The organism is Acinetobacter sp. AG1 (assembly GCF_001005525.1).
Taxonomy (GTDB): domain Bacteria; phylum Pseudomonadota; class Gammaproteobacteria; order Pseudomonadales; family Moraxellaceae; genus Acinetobacter; species Acinetobacter modestus.
The window spans coordinates 22598-38931 of record NZ_LBMZ01000091.1 but is presented as its reverse complement, the minus strand read 5'-3'; the positions used below and the strand labels follow the sequence as shown (position 1 = coordinate 38931).

Below are 16334 nucleotides of genomic sequence, written 5' to 3'. Positions count from 1 at the left end.
GGAAGCGGTGTCCGTCTAACACCAATCCTAAGAAGTCCAATCCAATATTATAAATTAATATTTTTCAATTAATTACAATTACACCCATCCAACTCAGTCTTGTCTAATCCGACTATTTCCAGTATTTTATGAGGGGTAATTTGAGGGGTAGACAATAACATGCCAAAGAAAGCTAAAGAACTATCTGCGCTTAGTGTAGCAAAAATTAAAGAGACTGGTCGATATCACGTAGGTGGTGTTGATGGTCTTTGTTTAAACGTCGAAGGAACTTCCCGTGTCTGGATTTTACGTGCGGTGGTGGGAAAACATCTGGATAAAGATGGAAAATTAAAACCTCATCGACGTGATATTGGTATTGGTCCATACCCTGAAGTTTCTTTAGCTGAAGCTCGTGCTAAAGCCACTGAATTAAAATTACAAATACGAAGTGGTATTGATCCAATTGTCCATCAACAGGAACAGCTTGCAAAGCTTCATGTTCAGCAACTACGGAACAAAACATTCATGGAATGTGCAAAAGTTGTTATTGCCAATAAAACCCGTGAACTCAAAAATGAAAAACATATTGGACAATGGTCATCAACACTAGAAACTTATATTTACCCAACTTTGGGCAATCTTACTATTAGTAACATTACCAAAGCCGATATTGCTGAAGTTTTAAGACCTATTTGGGTTGAGAAAAACGAAACAGCCAAACGTATCCGTGGTCGTATAGAAACCATTTTTGATTATGCCAAAGCAATGGGATATTTTGAGGGTGACAACCCTGCCGAATGGAAAGGCAATCTTGAACCTATATTAGGTAATTTAAAGCAGGAATCACGCCCTCACCCATCCCTGCCCTATGAACAGGTTGCTGAGTTTATCCAACACTTAAGACAGAAAAAAGGAATTTCACCAAAAGCTCTGGAATTTGCAATTTTAACCGCCTGTCGCTCTGGTGAGATTTTTGGGGCGAAATGGCAGGAAATTGATTTTAAGAATAAAGTCTGGATTATTCCTAAAGAACGTATGAAAGCAGAAAAGGAACATCATGTGCCTTTGTCGAAAGAAGCGATAAGTTTGCTTGAATCAATTCAAAATCATACTCTAATTCAAGATTTCATCTTCCCTGCGCCACGGAGTGGTGAGATGCTTTCTGATATGTCTTTGACGACCCTAATCAAACGACTGCATGAGCAAAAGCTTAAAGAAAATGGCTTAGGCTATATTGATCCCAAACAAAACCGAGTCATTACAACGCATGGCTTTCGGTCTACTTTCCGTGATTGGTCGGCAGACAAAACAGATTACCGTAGAGAAGTGTGTGAACATGTTCTCGCACACAAACTTCCAGATAAGGTTGAAGCTTCTTATTTACGTGGAGGCTATTTAGAAAAACGTAAAGGCTTAATGGCTGATTGGGCAACATATATCATGCACAAATAGCCTGAAGCCATGTGGTACAGCTCAAAAAAGTACAATCCCAATTACAAAAACACTTAATATAAAAATAAGAGATAAAGGAATTTTATCTCTTATAAATCTGAATTTTAATTGCTCATCCATCCAACTAATTTGATGTTCCCAAAAGAATTTGTAATGAGCATACCAATTACTAAAAAGGATCTGCTTACTTATCCCACACTCGCTTTAAGTAAGCGAATCCGAAATAGAGAAACGCTGGCGTAACACTATAAGTAGCTAAATAAAAAAACAATATAGAAAATCTAACTCCACCCATGAGAGGTGGAGTTAGCTTGATTTATTTCAGTGAATGTATTGATTATTCTTGATTGTCTAAATACTTTTCAGCATCCAATGCTGCCATACAACCCGAACCAGCCGAGGTAATCGCTTGACGATAAATACTGTCTGCCACATCACCCGCAGCAAATACACCCTCGATAGATGTAGCTGTTGCATTACCCGTAGTTCCACTTTGGACTTGGATATAGCCATCACGTAGGTTCAATTGACTTTCAAACATTCCTGTATTGGGTTTATGTCCAATCGCAACAAACAAGCCTTGCACTTGAACATCTTGGATACTTGCATCTTGAGTGGATTTAATACGTACCGCCGTTACACCTGTGTTGTCACCTAAAACCTCATCAACTTGATGGTTCCAAATAATGCTGATTTTGCCCTCTTTTTCTTTGGCAAAAAGATGGTCTTGCAAAATCTTTTCAGAACGCAGACTGTCACGACGGTGTACCAGTGTCACATGTGCAGCGATATTTGACAGATATAAAGCTTCCTCAACCGCAGTGTTACCACCACCAACCACCATGACATTTTGGTTTTTATAGAAGAAACCATCACAGGTTGCACAGGCACTCACACCCTGCCCCATGAAAGCTGCCTCTGACTCAAGACCTAGATATTGAGCCGTTGCACCTGTTGCAATAATCAGTGCATCACAAGTATATTCACCCATGTCACCTTTGAGTACGAATGGGCGAGTTTTGAGATCCACCTCATTGATGTGATCATAGACCATTTCTGTACCAAAGCGTTCTGCATGCGCCTGCATACGCTCCATGAGTACAGGACCAGTTAAGCCCTCAGCATCGCCAACCCAATTATCAACTTCAGTCGTTGTTGTTAATTGCCCGCCTAATTGTAGTCCAGCAATCAATGTTGGTTTGAGGTTGGCACGAGCTGCATATACGGCTGCACTATAACCCGCAGGTCCCGAACCTAAAATAATTAAACGAGAATGTTGATTTTGCATTTAATTTTCTCCAGCATTCTACAAACTTCGCTGATTAACACGTTTTGATAATTCTTCAGCAGATTCTTTACGCTCAGAATAACGATCAGTTAAATACTGACTTTGCCCCCGTGTCAGCAAGGTGAATTTATACAGCTCTTCCATCACATCCACGATACGGTCGTAATACGATGATGCTTTCATTCGCCCATCTTCTTCAAACTCTAAAAATGCTTTTGGAATTGAAGACTGATTCGGAATCGTGATCATCCGCATCCAACGCCCTAAAATACGCATTTGATTGACACTATTGAAAGATTGCGAACCACCACTGACTTGCATTAGTGCCAGTGTTTTTCCTTGAGTGGCACGAATCGCACCACCTGCCAATGGAATCCAATCTATCTGTGACTTAAAGATCGAACTCATTGAACCGTGACGTTCAGGCGAACACCACACCATGCCCTCTGACCATGCCAAAAGCTCATGTAGTTCTTTTGCTTTTGGGTGTTCCATATCCGCATCTTCTGGCAAAGGTAGCCCTTTCGGATGAAAAATTTTAACCTCAGCACCAAACTGTTCCAAGATTCGACCTGCTTCCATCACGGCTAAACGACTATACGAACGCTCACGGTTAGAACCATATAACAACAAAATACGTGGCGCATGATCTAACGATTTAGCTTGAACTTTTTCCAAAGTTGGCTGTTCAAGTAGCTCCATATCAACATTAGGAAGATTCATTACAATTAAACCGATTTAAAATACTTTTTTCTGAGCCATAGAGACACACTCACTAAAGCGATCAATACAGGTACTTCAACTAAAGGACCAATCACGGTGGTAAATGCCACAGGTGAAGCCAAACCAAAGGTTGCAATCGCTACAGCCAAAGCCAACTCAAAGTTATTACCAGCAGCCGTGAAAGAAATTGCTGTGGTTTTAGGATAGTCATTGCCCATCCATTTACTCATAAAGAAGCTGATGAAAAACATCACAATAAAATAAATCGTGAGTGGGATTGCGATACGCAGAACATCCAATGGTAAGCTCACTACATCACCACCTTTTAGGCTAAACATTGCCACGATGGTAAAAAGAAGTGCCAATAAACTGAGTGGGCTGATCTTGGGTAAAAAGACATTTTGATACCAATCTAAGCCTTTGGCTTTGACCAAAACCAAACGAGTCAAGAAACCAAGAAGAAATGGAATCCCCAAGTAAACCAACACCGCATGGGTAATCGTCCAGAAATCAACATTGATCACTTGCCCTGCAATACCGAAATAGGGTGGCAAGAATGTGAGGAACAGCCAAGCATAGGTACTAAAAAACAGAATCTGGAAAATACTATTGAATGCCACCAACGCTGCTACATATTGGTTATCACCACAGGCTAAACCATTCCACACCAAGACCATTGCAATACAGCGAGCCAAACCGATCAGGATCAAGCCTGTCATGTACTCTGGATAGCTATGTAAAAAAATAATTGCTAATGCAAACATTAATACAGGCGCAATCACCCAGTTCTGCACCAAAGACAAAGTTAAGGTTTTCTTGTCTTTAAACACTTGTGGCAAAGTAGCATAGTCCACTTTGGCTAAAGGTGGATACATCATCAGAATCAAACCAATCGCAATTGGAATATTGACGGAATCCACACTCATTTTGTCTAAAGTAACGGAAGCTTGCGGAAAGAACACACCTATCGCAATCCCCAATGCCATGGCGATAAAAATCCATAGAGTGAGGTTACGATCTAGAAAAGATAATCTTTGTTGAGCCATGATGTTCTCATTCAATATGCGAAATTTGATTGATTGCTGCAATCAAATCTGGGCGAGACATATGAGTTGTATCTAGTGCCAATAAAGCGTCTAAGCGGCGGTTGATATGATCAACAGTAACTTGGAATGCTTTTAATTTTTCTTCTTTAGGCAAATCTAAATGTGAAGGATCAGCCAAGCCCCAATGTGCCTTAATCGCTCCACCTAAATAAAGTGGACACGCTTCTTGAGCTGCTGAATCGCAAACAGTAATCACGACGTCAGGTTGATATTGTTCGCAGTCATCAATGGTTTTACTCCACAAACCATCTGTTGAGAGACCAAGATTTTCTAAAGTTTCTATAGTCAATGGATGTACTTGCCCTGATGGCTTACTACCTGCACTGTATGCTTTCCATCCTTCAGGCGCACGACTGTTAAAAAGGACTTCTGAGAGGATGCTACGGCAACTATTTCCAGTACACAAAAAAAGAAATTTCATATTCTATTACTCACAATAGCTATTTATTTGGATATTTTGGGAATCTTTATTTACTATGGTTTGACTGCTTACCAAAAGATTCAGAACGTCATGGCACCACATTGGTAATTGCGGATTAATGCTGTAATACACCCATTGGCTTTGTCTCCTGTCCTGTAAGAGACCAGAAGAACGCAATAACGCTAAATGCCTAGAAATCTTTGGCTGACTCAGTTGCAACTTTTCAGTCAAATCACAAACACATAATTCTTTATTCTCAGCGACTAAAGTCACGATATTTAGTCGAGTTTCATCTGATAAGCATTTAAAAAAATTAACTTGGTCCATTCTTAACTCCCATTCACTTATTTGGATATGCGGATAATCACATACAAAAAGTAAAATTTTTAATTCACTCGTTGACCATTTTCATCAATCACTTTTTCACCATCCTCTTTCGTAAAGGCACCCTTCTGAGGTAATGGTAGAATATCTAAGACAACTTCAGAAGGACGGCTTAAGCGAGTGCCTAATTCAGTAACAACAAATGGTCGATTAATCAATATTGGATGATCAAGCATAAAACTAAGTAACTGCTCATCACTCAAATCACTACGATCAAGGTCTAAATCCCGATAAGGATCTACATTCTGGCGAATGGCCTCTCTTACTGTTAATTTTGCATCCTGAATCAATTTAACTAATTCGTCATGACTAGGTGGTGTAATGAGATATTCAATCACAGTTGGCTCAATCCCTGTATTACGGATCAAAGCCAAAGTGTTGCGAGATGTCCCACAAGCTGGGTTGTGATAAATCGTCACAGTTGATGAAGTTGTCATCGAATTGAGCTCTTTTGATAATTTATAATATCTTTATATTCGAATTACCATATATATGCAATACCATATGTTTTGTTTTTTATTAGAGAATAAGGCTCTTTTGAAAAGAACCTCATTACTATCAAAATTCTATCTACTAAATCATCCTATTTTTTTAACTTAGCAGCTACGACTGTGTATGTTTCTCCCTCAGCCTTTAATTCAAAATCAACTTTTTGCCCTACTGCAAGCCCATTCAATAATGCAGGATCAGCAACTTTAAAGCCCATGGTCATCGCAGGCCATTTAATCGCAGGAATTGCCTCATGATCGAGTGTCAAAATATTTTCTTTCGTATCAATAGCCGTAATCACTCCAACTGCTTGAGTTGTCGTTGCTGTAGATGATTCTTTACTCATCTGCTCCATAGGCGCTTCCGCTTTCTTTTGCTCTGACGCCTCATTTTTACTACATGCACTTAACGCAGTAACAGTGGCAACAAGAGCGACAATTTTAATAAATTTAAACATAATAAAACCTCTTTGAACGAAATAAGAAAACTATCAAGATTTTGATAGTTTTCTTTTGATTAAAAGCTGATATGCAGCGGGAATAACAAACATTGATAAAAGTGGAGCTGAAATCATGCCCCCAACCATAGGTAAAGCAATACGACTCATCAATTCAGAGCCCGTTCCAGTTCCTAAAAGGATAGGAATCAAACCCGCCAGAATGACAGCTACAGTCATCGCTTTAGGGCGAACCCGTAGTACTGCCCCTGTACGAAGGGCATCATTGAGTTGCTGCTCAGTTAAAGATGATAAATTTTGTTGAGCATGTTCTATCGCCTGCTTTAAATAAAACAACATGACCACTCCAAACTCTGCGGCAACACCGGCAAGTGCAATAAAGCCTACTGCAATGGCAATTGAGAAATTATAACCACTGAAATACATTGCCCAAATACCACCAATTAAAGCGAATGGTAGAGTCAGCATAATCAGAGCAGCATCTTGTACTTGTCTAAAAATCAGATACAGCAATAGAAAAATGATCATCAAAGTGATTGGTATTACTACCTTTAGGCGAGCATTTGCTCTTTCCATAAATTCAAATTGACCTGAATAACTAATACTCATACCCGCAGAGCGTTTCACTTGTTGGTCAATAGACTGTTTCAAATCCCGAACAACGGAGGCTAAATCACGTCCTTGTACATCAACATAGACCCAACCACTTGGACGAGCATTCTCACTTTTTAACATCGGAGGACCATCTGTGATTTGAATGTTGGCAACACTACTCAAAACAATTTGCTGACCTGATTCAGTCAGAATTGGTAAATTTCTTAATGCCTCAAGTGAATCTCGAATTTCTCGCGGATAACGTACATTAATAGGATACCTTGCTAACCCTTCAACAGTTTCACCAATATTTTCCCCACCAATTGCTGATGACACAATTTGCTGTACATCGGTGATATTGAGACCATAGCGTGCAGCTTCCATTCGATTAATATCGATATCAACATATCGCCCACCAGTGAGTCGTTCAGCTAAAGCTGAGCTAACACCGGGCACTTTTTTGGCAACCTGTTCAATTTGTTGTGCTACCCGATCAATATCTTGCAAATCATTTGCTGAAATCTTGATCCCGATTGGGCTTTTAACCCCGGTCGCCAACATATCAATTCTGTTACGAATAGGCGGCACCCAGATATTTGTTAAACCCGGTACTTGAACAGCTTTATCCAGTTCTTTTATCAACTTATCTGGTGTCATACCTGAACGCCATTCAGATCGTGGTTTAAACTGAATCGTGGTTTCAAACATTTCTAAAGGTGCAGGATCTGTAGCCGACTCTGCTCGCCCAGCTTTACCAAATACAGTGGCAACCTCTGGAACAGTTTTAATCATTCGATCAGTCTGTTGAAGTAATTCAGAAGCTTTTGCTGCGGACAATCCCGGTAAAGCTGAAGGCATATACAGTAAATCACCTTCATCCATATTAGGCAGGAACTCTCCACCTAATTGCGTTAAAGGAAAAAGACTGATAAGAAAAATGAGTAACGCACCTAATAACGTTGTCTTTGGATAAGCTAAGACTTTATCTAACATAGGACGGTATATTTTGATGAGAAAACGGTTTAATGGATTCCGTTGTTCAGATGGTAACTTCCCGCGAATCCAGTATCCCATCAAAACTGGAATCAATGTAATAGATAGCCCCGCAGCAGCAGCCATGGCATAAGTTTTAGTAAATGCCAATGGAGAGAACAATCGTCCTTCTTGTGCTTGCAAAGTAAAAATGGGAATAAAGGATAAAGTAATGATGAGTAAACAGAAAAATAAAGCAGGCCCAACCTCACTGGCAGAACGTGTAATGATGTCCCAACGCTCTTGTATTTCTAAAACTCGATCAGGATGTTCATGTTGCCAAGCTTCGATATGCTTATGTGCATTTTCGACCATAACCACAGATGCATCAACCATAGCACCAATCGCGATTGCAATCCCACCCAATGACATGATATTGGCATTTAGTCCCTGATAATACATCAATAAAAAGGCTGACAAGATTCCCAAAGGCAAAGAAACAATCGCAACCATTGCTGAACGTAAATGCCAGAGGAATAGCCCACAAACCAAAGCCACTACAATAAACTCTTCAATTAATTTATGGCTGAGATTCTCTACCGCCCGATCAATCAATTGACTGCGGTCATACACAGAAACAACTTGTACACCTTTCGGTAGACTTTGTTGTAATTCAGCAAGTTTTTCTTTTACAGCAGTAATGGTTTCACGTGCATTTTTACCAGCACGTAAAATCACAACACCTCCAACAGTTTCCCCTTGTCCATTGAGTTCAGTAATTCCACGACGCATTTCAGGACCGAGTTGAATCGTTGCAACATCTCCAAGAGTGATTGGAACACCTAAATCGTTTGTACGTAACGGAATCTGCCGAAAATCTTCTAATGTTTTTAAATAACCTGAAGCTCTCACCATATATTCAGTTTCAGCCATTTCTAGGACTGAACCGCCAGTTTCCTGATTTGCCTTTTGAATTGCTTCAATTATGCTTCGCTGAGTTATACCGAATGCTGCCATTTTGGTTGGGTCTAAAACAACTTGATATTGTTTAACCATCCCCCCAATTGTGGCGACCTCAGCCACATTTGGTACTGTCTTCAGTTCATACTTCAAAAACCAATCTTGTATGCTTCGCAGTTGTGAGAGATCATGTTGCCCTGTTGGATCAACCAAAGCATATTCGTAGATCCAACCAACACCTGTAGCATCTGGTCCTAATGAAGATTTTGCATTTGCAGGCATTCTTTCTTGTATTTGATTGAGATATTCCAATACACGAGAACGTGCCCAATAAAGATCAGTATGTTCATCAAAAATGACATAAACAAACGAATCACCAAAAAAAGAATAGCCCCGAACAGCTTTAACACCGGGTACTGATAACATGGTCGTTGTTAAAGGATAAGTCACCTGATTTTCAACAATTTGTGGTGCTTGACCGGGAAAATTAGTTCGCACAATCACTTGTACATCAGACAGATCTGGCAAAGCATCAACCGGAGTATTCTTGACAGCCCAAGTTCCCCAAACGGCAAGAACTACAGCAGCTAATAAGACAAATACTCGATTTGTAATTGAAAAACGAATAATACGGGCGATCATAATGGTTCTCCCGTTTAGTTCTGCATAGATGTCATAGACATCTTGGAAATGTCAGAAATAACATAAGCATCCCCAACACGTGTAAAACGAAAACTGACCTGCTCGCCTTGCTGAATTTGGGTAAATGGTTGTACTGGTTGTTTAAAGCTCATGGTCATAGCCCCCCACCCCAATTCAGCAATTGCATGATGTGAAATGGTAATGTCTTGAGCTGTAACTTTTTCCACTTTACCAATGCCTTGGTATATTGATGCCTTAGTCACTTGAGATGATGTAATCGATTGTCCAGTGTTCAGCTTATCCAGTACACCCTGTAAATTGGCCTCAGAATCAATTAGGAATTGTCCCGAAATCACGATTTTCTGACCAGCGTTCAAACCCTGTAGAATTGCTATTTTATTTCCGTCACTCTGTCCTAACTGTACAACAACAGGTTCGAAACGCCCTTTTTCATGTGCGACAATAATAATATTACGAGTACCTGTACGTATAACAGCTTGCTCTGGCACAACTAAACTGCTTTGAGGATTGTTGGAAAATTTGACAGAAGCAAACATTCCGGGCTTGAGTTGCCCCTCTCTATTGGGTAACTCAATACGAACTTTTATGGTTCTGCTTGTAGTATCTAATGTCGGTAAAATATCAATGACTTTGCCAGACACTTTTTGAGGGTACGCAGCAAAAGTTGCTTCGATTTTATCTCCTCGCTTTATCCCAGCAATTTGCGTTTCAGGCACTGCTGCTTCTAACCAAATTGGATTCACGCCTTTAATGGTGGCAAGTGTTTGCCCCATAGCTAAAGCCATTCCACTACGAACTTCTAGTGAGTCAATGAATCCACTCAAAGGAGCACTCAAAGTCATATTAGACTGTACTTGATGTGTCCGTTCGACTTGATGGATCACATTTGGTGGGATTCCCAGAAGCTGTAGGCGTTGTCGACTTGCTTGAATAAGAGAACGGTCTCCTATTTTAAGTACTGCCAAAAACTCAGTCTGTTCCCCAGTCCACTCAGGGATTGAAATATCAGCAATCGGACTCCCTTGAGTCACTATATCCCCGACTGCTTGGCCATAAACACGCTGAACAAAACCACTTGCTCGTGTTTGCAGAATTGCTACCTGTCGTTCATTCGCTTGTAATATGCCATTGGTTAACAAGGTATTGCCCATTACAGCCTGTTCGACTGTGGCATAACGAATGGCTAGATTTTGTTGAAGAGCTGGATCAATCTTTACTCCTGCACTTTCAGTTATTCCAGAAGTACTTTCATCCGCATACTTAGGGACTAACTGCATATCCATAAAAGGGGATTTCCCTGGCTTATCAAAATGCTGTTCTGGTTTCATTGGATCGTACCAGTACAACACTTTAGCAGTTGCCTGATCACTTACAGTTTGCTTTTCATCATTTTGATGCGCATACCAATATCCAATCCCACTACCGACTCCCAAGCTGCCCACAATCAAGCCAGCAATTACAAATGCCAATTTATTTTTTAACATTATCTTGACTCCTCAGCATGGTTTAAGGTGGGTTCTACAAAAGAAAAATAGAGCTGGGCTTTGATAATTGCTTGCTGTTGTTGTAAATCGATGAGACGTAATCGCTGATTTAGTAATGCTTGTCGTGTCTCAATGACATCTGACAAATTGGCTTTACCAGCCTGATAACTTGCTAACTGTAAAGTTACTTTTTCTTTAGCCAAAGGAAGTGTACTTTGAACGGTACGTTGGATTTGTCTTTCAAGAGCTTTTAAATCCGATAGCCCCTCATCTAACATGGTGAGATGGTCGCGGTATTTTATCTCCTGATCTGCTGTAATCCGATTTTGTTCAGCTAATGCTGCCTGAATGAGCGGACCACTACGTTTTTTTGAAAATATTGGTAGTTCTGTTGTCAGTTGTACACCAATCATATCTCCAAATTCAGGAGCACGATGCTGATAGGCAAGCTCAATACCCCAATCTGGTTTTTGAAGGGCTTGGGCTTGCTTAAGCTTTGCTTCAACAGTTTGCTTTTCTGCTTGGAATGCTTTTAGTTCAGGGTGTTGATGCAGATGATGATATAAACGTGATGTATCAAAATTAATTATAGGTTCTTGGGTAGGCAAACTTTCTATTTCAGTTGTACCACTAGAATCCTCACTGATTAATCGGTGTAATTCTAGTTTTGCCTTATTTATATCTCGAAGCAAATCATCTTTTTGATCAAGCAAAATAGTTTTGTCCAGCCTAGGGGAAATTGTATTAGCAACCATGGTTCGACCAGACGCAACCTGTGTTTGTGTAATCTGGGATAGCAATCCATTTTCTGAAAGAAGGTCATCATATAACGCCAGTTTACGCTCAAGATAAAAACGTTTAAGCCATGCCGATGCTACTTTTTGACGTAACTCAATTTGCAGAATTTCTGTTTGAGCATTTGCTGAACCCAATTCAGCTTTTGCTAATTCAACTTCAGCTAATCTTTTGGCACGATTTGGAAAATCTTGCATGATGCCAATCTTTTGCATCGTCATCCCCTCTTGTGTGACAGACCATGCAGCATCACCTGATACAGGGTAATTATCGAGACCCACAAATAGTTTAGGATTGGGCAAAATACCTGAAGCTGAAACTATATTCTCAGCACCTTCAATCTGAGCACTATTAGCTCTTAGAGCAGGCGCATATCGCTCAGCAAGCTTCAATGCTGTATCCAAAGTCAGTGGCTGGGCATAAGCATGTCCATAACTCAAGAAAAAACAGATCGTCGCAATCGAGCATCCACCCCATTTTAGGGACAGCTTTCCTTTATTAAAGTTCATATTTTTAGCTCTAAAATGATGTACACGCGCACGTGCAGAACACCCATAGAAAACTCTATGAATGATGAAGAATCATCAAATTAGTTAAAGCGTGGGGGTTTCCATAAATTGGAAAGATCAGATGAGATGAAATTTTGATTTAATGGAGAAAAAGTAGACTGTTCCGCAGGTAAAAAAATCATCGACTGCAAAACATCCAGCGCTGTAGATGTATATGCAATTTTAGAAAATGACATAATACAATCTTGCTTAGACATACATGATGGATCATGTAATTGCTTCTTAATCTTTACCTCAGCTTTCATACAATCCATGTGCATAGCACTTGCTTTTTCATGATCTTCAGAATTCATCATTTGCATGGATTGTGTATCTTGAGATGACATTAAACATGGGCTATGTACAGATGCAGCAGCTGCTGCCGATCCTACAATTAGGATAGCAAAAGATAAAAACAGCGATAAGCATGTCCTTAACAAGTGCATAACATCAAGACCAAAATTTAACCTTTTTAGTTTTACAGATTATCCTGTAAATAACAATCCTATAATTAATTAAACTAATTCATTAAACAGCGGTTGTTGGTTTATATCAACAACCGCCTTCTAAATTAAAACCGACTTATAACTTGATAAGTTATAAAGGAAAATAAATAAGCCAATGAAAAGAGATATACAGCCATTACGACTGGTTGTTTCCAACTCCCTGTTTCTCTTCGAATGGTCGCTAGTGTTGCTAAACAATGCGGGGCAAAGATAAACCAAACTAACAATGACATACCTGTCGCTAGCCCCCATCCATCCGGACCAGATATTTGAGATAATAAAGTCTGGGTAACTGCATCTTCATCACCAGACATTGCATAGATCACCCCTAACGCAGCAATAATCACTTCACGAGCTGCCATTGCAGGAATCAAAGCAATACAAATTTCCCAAGTAAATCCAATCGGAGCAAATATTGGATGGATTAGATGCCCTAACTGTCCAGCAATACTATAATTGATTGGTGGCATTGTTGGATTATCAGGTGGTAAAGGGAACGTTACCAAGAACCATAATAAAATAGAAAGTGCGACAATAATTCCACCAACTCTTTTTAAGAATATAGTTGCTCTATCATAAAGCCCCAAAGCTACATTTCGAACATCTGGAATACGGTATGTAGGTAATTCAAAAATGAAAATACTTTCAGTTTTATCTTTTCTGACTAATTTCAGGAATAAAGAAACCAATAAAGCGGATACGATTCCTGACATGTAAAGCCCGAACAGAACTAGACCTTGTAAACTGAGCCAACCATAAACCAACTTGTTTGGAATGAATGCAGCGATCAGCAAAGCATATACAGGTAGTCGTGCAGAACACGTCATTAAAGGTGCAATCATAATCGTTGCTAAACGATCTCTTTCAGAGCTAATACTTCTAGTCGCCATGACTCCGGGAATTGCACAAGCAAAGCTCGAAAGTAGTGGAATAAATGAACGCCCACTTAAACCAGCTTTAGACATCAGCTTATCTAACAAAAAAGCAGCTCTAGGTAAGTATCCCGATTCTTCTAAAATTAAAATAAAGAAAAATAAGATCAGAATTTGAGGCATGTACGCGAGTACACTACCAGCACCTGCAATTACACCATCAACGACCAAACTTCTTAAAAGTGGATGAGTAATCAGAGGTCCTATCGCCCCACCAAACCATGAAATCGAATCCTCAACAAAGGAAATTAACGGTTGAGCCCAAATAAAGACAGCCTGAAACATTACAAACATGGTAAAGGTCAATATTAATAATCCAAAAACTGGATGTAAGAATATTTTGTCCAAGAAAGCCGTTCGTTTATCACCATTATCATTTTTCAAGATGACTTGTTTTGTAATATATTTGATTTGGTCAAAGTGACTCAGATCAGAATGATAAGGGGCAACAAACAAATTCTTTTGATCCAATTGGGTCAATAGCCCCTGAATGCCTTTTGTTTTTACAGCTACTGACTCAACAACAGGAATACCTAAAAGCTGAGATAGCTTCGTTGTATCAATTGAAATCCCACGCTTTCTAACCTCATCCATCATGTTAAGAACAAGTAACATTGGTCTGTTTAAAGCCCTGACTTCAAGTACAAGACTTAAATGAAGATGAAGATTCGTAGCATCGACAACACATACAAAAATATCAGGTATAACTTCGCCTTTTAATTCACCAAAGCATACTGCTCTAGTTACCTCCTCATCTAAACTGCTCGGTTTTAAACTATAAGTCCCAGGCAAATCCAATACTCGAACGGTATCACCAGATGGCAGTTTAAAAAATCCCTCTTTCCGTTCTACCGTTACCCCAGCATAATTTGCAACTTTTTGACGAGTCCCTGTGAGGGTGTTAAAAAGTGATGTTTTACCGCAATTAGGATTACCAACAAGTGCAATATTTTTAGTGTCCATTGGTAATCTCTACAAAAATTCGTTCTGCTTCATTTTTTCTTAAGGCGAAACGTGAGGTTTCGATTTGAACCAACACAGGATCACCACCAAAAAGCCCTTTCGCAAGCACTTGTAAGGATTCACCTACTCTAAAGCCCAGCAGTTCTAAACGCTCCAGAACAGGATCATTTTTATCTTGATACTGTTCACCCTTTTTAAGATCAATGATTTTTACAGTCTGGTCTTGCTTTACTTGAAATAAATTCATTGTCAGCACCCTACTTCAACGCCAAAATTTTTCGAGCGCCATTCAGTACAAACAGTGAAACAAGAATACCAATAATCAAATCTGGGTAAGCTGAACCAGTCCATGCAACAAGTACACCTGCTAAAATAACCCCCATATTTACTATTACGTCATTAGCTGAAAAGATCCAACTCGCTTTCATATGGGCTCCGCCATCTCTATGCCCAGAAATGAGATACAAGCACGTCACATTGGCAATAAGTGCTAAGAAGCCAATAATGATCATCAAATCTGACTCTGGTTCACTACCGAACATGAAACGTCTGACAACATCAATAATAACGATCAAAGCTAATAAAAGTTGAATCCATCCTGCAAAATGAGCTGCTTTTAATTGGTATTTAGCCGCTTTCCCTACCGCGTAAAGTGCTATACCGTAAACGGCCGCATCAGCAAACATATCAAGAGAGTCCGCAATGAGCCCCGTCGATGCGGCAATAATTCCACTTATGAACTCAATAAAAAAAAGAACACCATTAATCGCTAGTAATAATTTAAGGACTTTCGCCTGCTTAGTCGGATCTGGTGTTTCAGGCAATTCCCCAGTGGCTTTTACTGTTTCCACGAGCTTTGCACCAAAACCTAGGGCTTCAAGTTTTGTGGTAATTTCATTAATCCCATTGGTATGGAAAACAACTAACTGTCTTTGCGCCAAATCAAAAGATAAACCTTTAACTTCATGCAAGGGAGAAAGTGCCATTCTTACCATTTGCTCTTCTGCCGAACAATCCATCTTCGGAATCAGAAAAGTACTAGCTTCTTGTGCTTGTTCTTTATTTTCATAAGCTTCAGTTTTATTTAATTTTGCCCCAAATCCAAGAGCTTCAAGTTTTGCAGTGATTTCATTACTTTCACCATTATGCAGAACTTTTAGGTTTCGGTTCGGCAAATCAAAAACCAAGCTCTTAACATCTACCAATGAAGATAAAGTCATCCGAACCATTTGTTCCTCTGCGGAACAATCCATTTTCGGGATGCTATAGTCACTGATGAAAGTCGCTGTATCTTCACTCCCCCTAATCTTTTCAGGTGAAGTTATCGAATCCGAACCACAGCATGAATTCGACTGCTTACTACCGCATGAATCTTTTTCATCAGGGTTAGGTTCTTGCTGTACCTCATTATCGCAACAAGAACTTTCACTTTCTTCTGTAGCTAAATCTTTAATTTTACAAGAATCTGTTTTTGATTCATTTTGTTTTTGCTTAGTGTCTTCACAAGAACTTTCTTGATTACAACCGCAACCACTCATTGATGTGCCTATAGTCATATCTTCACGTATTGCATATTAAAATCCCTATAGCTACTATAGAGTCAATAGATCAGGTGACT

The 16334-nt window shown here is 39.6% G+C and carries 16 protein-coding genes; 1 reads left to right on the top strand and 15 read right to left on the bottom strand.

Annotation, left to right across the window (positions count from 1 at the left end; all coding sequences use genetic code 11):
* The first annotated feature begins 159 nt into the window (after positions 1-159).
* The gene (locus AAV96_RS03815) at positions 160-1431 is read left to right on the top strand and encodes a tyrosine-type recombinase/integrase (protein WP_004699746.1); all 1272 of its coding nucleotides are present in this window, start codon (positions 160-162) and stop codon (positions 1429-1431) included.
* Between the two features lie 21 nt (positions 1432-1452).
* Here AAV96_RS03815 and AAV96_RS18550 read toward each other — a convergent pair whose 3' ends face one another.
* From AAV96_RS18550 to AAV96_RS03745, 15 genes are all read right to left on the bottom strand, one after another.
* Positions 1453-1611, bottom strand: a complete 159-nt coding sequence (locus tag AAV96_RS18550) for a hypothetical protein (protein ID WP_324097330.1) — start codon at positions 1609-1611, stop codon at positions 1453-1455.
* 157 nt (positions 1612-1768) lie between these two features.
* Complete coding sequence (gene trxB, locus AAV96_RS03810) at positions 1769-2719, bottom strand: thioredoxin-disulfide reductase (RefSeq protein WP_004699744.1); 951 nt, start codon at positions 2717-2719, stop codon at positions 1769-1771.
* An 18-nt stretch (positions 2720-2737) separates the two neighbouring features.
* Positions 2738-3442, bottom strand: a complete 705-nt coding sequence (gene arsH, locus AAV96_RS03805) for an arsenical resistance protein ArsH (RefSeq protein ID WP_004699742.1) — start codon at positions 3440-3442, stop codon at positions 2738-2740.
* A 5-nt stretch (positions 3443-3447) separates the two neighbouring features.
* Complete coding sequence (gene arsB, locus AAV96_RS03800) at positions 3448-4488, bottom strand: ACR3 family arsenite efflux transporter (RefSeq protein ID WP_004699740.1); 1041 nt, start codon at positions 4486-4488, stop codon at positions 3448-3450.
* Positions 4489-4495: 7 nt separating this feature from the next.
* Positions 4496-4969, bottom strand: coding sequence for an arsenate reductase ArsC (locus AAV96_RS03795; protein WP_004699737.1), 474 nt, complete (start codon positions 4967-4969; stop codon positions 4496-4498).
* A gap of 6 nt (positions 4970-4975) precedes the next feature.
* A complete protein-coding gene (locus tag AAV96_RS03790; RefSeq protein WP_004699734.1) occupies positions 4976-5296 on the bottom strand; it encodes a metalloregulator ArsR/SmtB family transcription factor in 321 nt (106 codons plus the stop codon).
* A gap of 59 nt (positions 5297-5355) precedes the next feature.
* Positions 5356-5790, bottom strand: a complete 435-nt coding sequence (arsC, locus tag AAV96_RS03785; RefSeq protein WP_004699732.1) for an arsenate reductase (glutaredoxin) — start codon at positions 5788-5790, stop codon at positions 5356-5358.
* A 146-nt stretch (positions 5791-5936) separates the two neighbouring features.
* Entirely contained in the window at positions 5937-6299 is a 363-nt protein-coding gene (locus AAV96_RS03780) for a copper-binding protein (protein ID WP_004699729.1), read from the bottom strand.
* Positions 6300-6332: 33 nt separating this feature from the next.
* The gene (locus tag AAV96_RS03775) at positions 6333-9467 is read right to left on the bottom strand and encodes an efflux RND transporter permease subunit (protein WP_004699728.1); all 3135 of its coding nucleotides are present in this window, start codon (positions 9465-9467) and stop codon (positions 6333-6335) included.
* Between the two features lie 14 nt (positions 9468-9481).
* On the bottom strand, positions 9482-10972 hold the full coding sequence (locus tag AAV96_RS03770) for an efflux RND transporter periplasmic adaptor subunit (RefSeq protein ID WP_016651922.1): 1491 nt from the start codon (positions 10970-10972) through the stop codon (positions 9482-9484).
* On the bottom strand, positions 10972-12276 hold the full coding sequence (locus tag AAV96_RS03765) for a TolC family protein (protein ID WP_016651921.1): 1305 nt from the start codon (positions 12274-12276) through the stop codon (positions 10972-10974). Before AAV96_RS03765 ends, AAV96_RS03770 begins: the two co-directional genes overlap by 1 nt.
* Before the next feature lie 80 nt (positions 12277-12356).
* On the bottom strand, positions 12357-12761 hold the full coding sequence (locus AAV96_RS03760) for a hypothetical protein (protein WP_004699723.1): 405 nt from the start codon (positions 12759-12761) through the stop codon (positions 12357-12359).
* 125 nt (positions 12762-12886) lie between these two features.
* Positions 12887-14716, bottom strand: a complete 1830-nt coding sequence (gene feoB, locus AAV96_RS03755) for a ferrous iron transporter B (protein WP_004699721.1) — start codon at positions 14714-14716, stop codon at positions 12887-12889.
* Positions 14706-14963 (bottom strand): FeoA family protein, encoded by a 258-nt coding sequence (locus AAV96_RS03750; protein ID WP_004699719.1) that lies wholly within the window; start codon positions 14961-14963, stop codon positions 14706-14708. The genes feoB and AAV96_RS03750 overlap by 11 nt, the downstream gene beginning before the upstream one ends.
* 10 nt (positions 14964-14973) lie before the next feature.
* On the bottom strand, positions 14974-16254 hold the full coding sequence (locus AAV96_RS03745) for a cation transporter (RefSeq protein ID WP_004699717.1): 1281 nt from the start codon (positions 16252-16254) through the stop codon (positions 14974-14976).
* Positions 16255-16334 lie beyond the last annotated feature (80 nt).

Coding starts and splice junctions, on each gene's coding strand:
- feoB (WP_004699721.1), bottom strand. CDS start 14,716: ATGGACACTAAAAATATTGCACTTGTTGGTAATCCTAATTGCGGTAAA.
- AAV96_RS03780 (WP_004699729.1), bottom strand. CDS start 6,299: ATGTTTAAATTTATTAAAATTGTCGCTCTTGTTGCCACTGTTACTGCG.
- AAV96_RS03795 (WP_004699737.1), bottom strand. CDS start 4,969: ATGAAATTTCTTTTTTTGTGTACTGGAAATAGTTGCCGTAGCATCCTC.
- AAV96_RS03745 (WP_004699717.1), bottom strand. CDS start 16,254: ATGAGTGGTTGCGGTTGTAATCAAGAAAGTTCTTGTGAAGACACTAAG.
- trxB (WP_004699744.1), bottom strand. CDS start 2,719: ATGCAAAATCAACATTCTCGTTTAATTATTTTAGGTTCGGGACCTGCG.
- arsC (WP_004699732.1), bottom strand. CDS start 5,790: ATGACAACTTCATCAACTGTGACGATTTATCACAACCCAGCTTGTGGG.
- AAV96_RS03790 (WP_004699734.1), bottom strand. CDS start 5,296: ATGGACCAAGTTAATTTTTTTAAATGCTTATCAGATGAAACTCGACTA.
- AAV96_RS03750 (WP_004699719.1), bottom strand. CDS start 14,963: ATGAATTTATTTCAAGTAAAGCAAGACCAGACTGTAAAAATCATTGAT.
- AAV96_RS03815 (WP_004699746.1), top strand. CDS start 160: ATGCCAAAGAAAGCTAAAGAACTATCTGCGCTTAGTGTAGCAAAAATT.
- AAV96_RS03775 (WP_004699728.1), bottom strand. CDS start 9,467: ATGATCGCCCGTATTATTCGTTTTTCAATTACAAATCGAGTATTTGTC.
- AAV96_RS03765 (WP_016651921.1), bottom strand. CDS start 12,276: ATGAACTTTAATAAAGGAAAGCTGTCCCTAAAATGGGGTGGATGCTCG.
- arsB (WP_004699740.1), bottom strand. CDS start 4,488: ATGGCTCAACAAAGATTATCTTTTCTAGATCGTAACCTCACTCTATGG.
- AAV96_RS03760 (WP_004699723.1), bottom strand. CDS start 12,761: ATGCACTTGTTAAGGACATGCTTATCGCTGTTTTTATCTTTTGCTATC.
- arsH (WP_004699742.1), bottom strand. CDS start 3,442: ATGAATCTTCCTAATGTTGATATGGAGCTACTTGAACAGCCAACTTTG.
- AAV96_RS03770 (WP_016651922.1), bottom strand. CDS start 10,972: ATGTTAAAAAATAAATTGGCATTTGTAATTGCTGGCTTGATTGTGGGC.